This is a genomic window from Methylobacterium sp. B1 (assembly GCF_000333255.1).
In the GTDB taxonomy this organism is placed as follows: Bacteria; Pseudomonadota; Alphaproteobacteria; order Rhizobiales; family Beijerinckiaceae; genus Methylobacterium; species Methylobacterium fujisawaense.
This window is the reverse complement of sequence record NZ_BACT01000210.1, coordinates 1-3,336: the sequence shown is the minus strand read 5'-3', so window position 1 is coordinate 3,336 and position 3,336 is coordinate 1. Positions and strand designations below refer to the sequence as shown.

General features: G+C 67.1%; 4 protein-coding genes. 3 read left to right on the top strand and 1 reads right to left on the bottom strand.

The window, feature by feature from the left end:
- Window positions 1-370: 370 nt before the first annotated feature.
- Window positions 371-658: a hypothetical protein gene (locus I53_RS05600; protein ID WP_043347621.1), complete on the top strand. Its 288-nt coding sequence runs from the start codon at window positions 371-373 to the stop codon at window positions 656-658.
- Window positions 659-789: 131 nt separating this feature from the next.
- Window positions 790-1,041 (top strand): PilZ domain-containing protein, encoded by a 252-nt coding sequence (locus tag I53_RS05595; protein ID WP_043347619.1) that lies wholly within the window; start codon window positions 790-792, stop codon window positions 1,039-1,041.
- A gap of 168 nt (window positions 1,042-1,209) precedes the next feature.
- On the opposite strand, the gene I53_RS05590 is transcribed toward I53_RS05595, so the two are convergent.
- On the bottom strand, window positions 1,210-2,499 hold the full coding sequence (locus I53_RS05590) for a D-serine ammonia-lyase (RefSeq protein ID WP_043347617.1): 1,290 nt from the start codon (window positions 2,497-2,499) through the stop codon (window positions 1,210-1,212).
- 678 nt (window positions 2,500-3,177) lie between these two features.
- Here I53_RS05590 and I53_RS33725 point away from each other — a divergent pair.
- On the top strand, window positions 3,178-3,315 hold the full coding sequence (locus I53_RS33725; protein WP_187294307.1) for a hypothetical protein: 138 nt from the start codon (window positions 3,178-3,180) through the stop codon (window positions 3,313-3,315).
- The last annotated feature ends 21 nt before the right edge of the window (window positions 3,316-3,336 follow it).

The following is a 3,336-nucleotide window of genomic DNA, read 5'->3' as shown; positions in this document are numbered from 1 at the left end:
GAAAATTAAAAGGTATTTGGAAAAAAATTGAATTTTTACTGCCAGAAGACTTATTTAATTGCGTCTCTTGCACATCCTGCACGATCATTCTGGCGCCGCTCCGACCGATCCGGTGCCATTGTCGCGTATCGCGGGGCTGCCCGTGCCACGCGACCCGGGGTGCCGGGGTGGCTCCGATGTCTCGCGTGATCGAACCGCAGGGCCTCGTTTCGGCCGGATTGCGGCCTGTGCTCTCACCCCGTGCCATGGCGGCGAGCGAACCTCTCGGACACCTGAGCGGCCCCCGTCACCGCCGCTCCGGGGCGGGATGAAGACGCCGATCGATCGGCGTCTGTGCTGATGATGTCAGGCTCGACGAGGAGTTAAGCCGGTGGTCGGACGATACCTGGGGCTCCTCATCCTGGCCTTGACGCTGCTGCGCTTGGTCGGGTCCGCGCGTGCGGAGAGCGAGATGGCGGCAGGGGGCGCGTTCATGAGCAGCTACACGTCGGATCCCTATTTCGATCCGCGGTCGCGATATTCTCAAGTGCATTCAGCCGGAGACATCCGCGGTCAGCCGATGTTGGCGGAACCCGGCGATGCGCCGGCGCCGTGCAGGCTCTTCGACAAGGCGTGCGCGGATGCCTTCGAACGCGCACGCCGGCACGCCTATCCTTAGACCTCTGCGTGCGTGAGGTCGGCGGCGGGCCGCAGCCGTCATGGCAGGCCCATTCCGGCAATTCGAATGAATCCGTGAAGACCTTTTTGAGCCCTCGCCACTAGCTTGACCCTGTTTGGGGTCGAGCTGTCATGATCGAAGAGCGAAGCGCCCGGCGCGTATCAGTCAACTTGCACGGACGTATCGCGGTCGCGGGTCACCCGACGATACCCTGTGTGGTCCATGACATGTCCCGCTGGGGCGTGCGCCTTCGGCTGGTCGGCACGGAGCGGGTTCCCGCTGAATTCCAGCTGACGATCGACGCCACCGAGAAGGTGATCGGTTGCGAGACGGTCTGGAAGAATGCCGACGAGATCGGGGCCCTGACCGATCTGATGGAATGATCGTCGCGTCTCGGGAGCGCGGCGAGGCGGCGGACCGCGTCAGAGTGGTGGACGCCGTCTACCTCGCGGCACCCTGGTCGGGGACGCAGAGCGTATCCACCCGGTACTGATCGTCGAGCCCTGTTCGAAGGGGCGCGCGATGTCGGCATCCGCCCCGAGAAAGGCCCCTCAGCCGCGGGCGAGCGCCGCCTCGAACTCCTCGGCCGGGAGATGCGCACCACCGGTCGTCCAGATGACGTGGGTTGCGGCGGCGCGCGTCTCCGCCGGGATGGTCTGTGCAAAACGTCCCGCCGCCGCGAAGCCGGCCGCCGCGGAAGGCTCCAGGCGGATACCCGCCTCCGTCCAGAGGATCTTGAGCCAACGATACAACGCATCGTCGGGGACCGTGACCACGGCCCGGACAAGCTTCTCGAGGGTGCGAGCGACCAGCATGGACGCGGAGGCGACCGCCAGCCCGTCGGCGGCGGTGCGATTGTCGAGACCGACATCGTAGACGCTCACCGGCCGTTCGAGGCCCGCCGCGAGCTGAACCAGCATGCAGGGCGACGCCACGGGCTCGACGAAGACCGGATGCACGGAATCACCGAACAGCAGCTTCAGGCCGAAGGCGACACCACCCGGCGCGCCTCCGACGCCACAGGGCAGATGGACGAACAGGGGATGGGCCGGTCCAACCGGGATCCCGGCTGCAGCGAGCTGGCGCTCCAGGTCGAGGGCCGCGGCCGCATAGCCCAGGAACAGCTCGACCGAATCCTCGTCGTCGACGAAATGCGCGTCGCCGCGTCCGGAATAGGCGTTGCGCGCCGCCGCGACCGCCGCACCGTAATCGCCGCGATGCTCGACCACGCGGGCGCCGAGTTCCCGCAGGCGTTCCTTCTTCCAGGCCTTGGCATCGTGCGACATGTGGACTTCCACCGCGAATCCGAGCGCCCGTCCCATCAGTCCGACGCTGAAGCCGAGATTGCCGGTGCTGCCGACCGCGATGATGTGGCGGCCAAACTGGTCGCGAAATTCCGGGTCCGCGAAGGCCGCATAGGATCGGCCCTCGGCGAGCAGTCCGGCCTGCGCGGCCAGCGCCTCGGCGTAGGCCAGGACCTCGTAGACGCCGCCGCGTGCCTTGATGCAGCCCGTCACCGGCAATGCATGGTCCGCCTTGACCAGCACACGGCCCCCCGCTCCACACAGGATGGTGTCGGACAAGCCGGCCGCCAGCGGGATCAGCGGTGAATCGATCCGGCCTGACACCTCCTCCGGGAAGAGGCGCGTCAGCAACGGTGCGAAGCGCTGCCAGCGTGCCACCGCACCGTCGACGTCGGCTCTGCCCAGCGCCAGATCCGGGAGGACGGACGCACTATCGGCCACCGCCGGGTTGATCCAGATCGCCGGACAGGCCTGCTTGACCGCGACGGGGATGCGGTCGACCCAGGGGCTGTTCTGCATCTCGACCATCCCTGCCATGGCGTTCTGGATCCCGTTCGCTTCGGGCCGCCCAGACCTGCGCGAGGGTCGGGGACGCGGCCGCATGTTTCCGCCCGGACTGCTTATCAGAGCCATCGGCCGTTCGGCATTCCCATCGGGCGCATGGTGGGTCTGGCCGGCGATCCGTTCGTCCTTTGCGCCCTCGTCGGGGATGGCGCTGTCGCGGTGGCGGACATCCCGTGAAGGTCACCCAGACGCCGTCGCAGGGGGAGGCTTGTGTGAGAGGGAGACGATCTCGGCGGACGGGAACGCCACGTCAGCCCTCTGACCCGCGCCGTCGATGCCGTCGGCGATCGTTCCGGCCCCGCGACGCTCCCGAAGGGACTGCCGCTCCCCTGTGCTCGACGGTCACGCGACCCGTTTTCAGGTGTGCGGGAGCACTTCGGCCCGAAAAGCTTGAGCTTACATCGGGATCACACCGCGAAGACAGTCGCGGATCCGATGGAGACTTCCAATGACCCTCACTGCGCGTCTCACCCTTGCCGCCGCCGCCGCCCTCGCCACCATCGCGGTCCTGGCCGGAACCTACGTCGAAGTCCTCGATCGTGCCCTGCCGATGCACTTCGTCTGAGCATGCAGATGCGAACCGAATGAGCGCCGCATCCCGGGTCGACGCCGGGGAGCGGCGTCGTCCCGGGATGCGGCGGGAGGAGAGCGATGCGCCAGATCCTGTGGTCCGTATTCGACGGCGCGCTTTGGGCTGCCGATACGCTCGATGACATTCTCGTCCAAGCCGCCCTGAGCTTCGGCGCAGTCGCCCCGTTCGTGGCTGAGCCTTCCGGCGATCCTACTTAACCACCGCCTTCGGCCCGGAAG

Coding starts and splice junctions, on each gene's coding strand:
- I53_RS05590 (WP_043347617.1), bottom strand. CDS start 2,499: ATGGCAGGGATGGTCGAGATGCAGAACAGCCCCTGGGTCGACCGCATC.
- I53_RS05595 (WP_043347619.1), top strand. CDS start 790: ATGATCGAAGAGCGAAGCGCCCGGCGCGTATCAGTCAACTTGCACGGA.
- I53_RS33725 (WP_187294307.1), top strand. CDS start 3,178: ATGCGCCAGATCCTGTGGTCCGTATTCGACGGCGCGCTTTGGGCTGCC.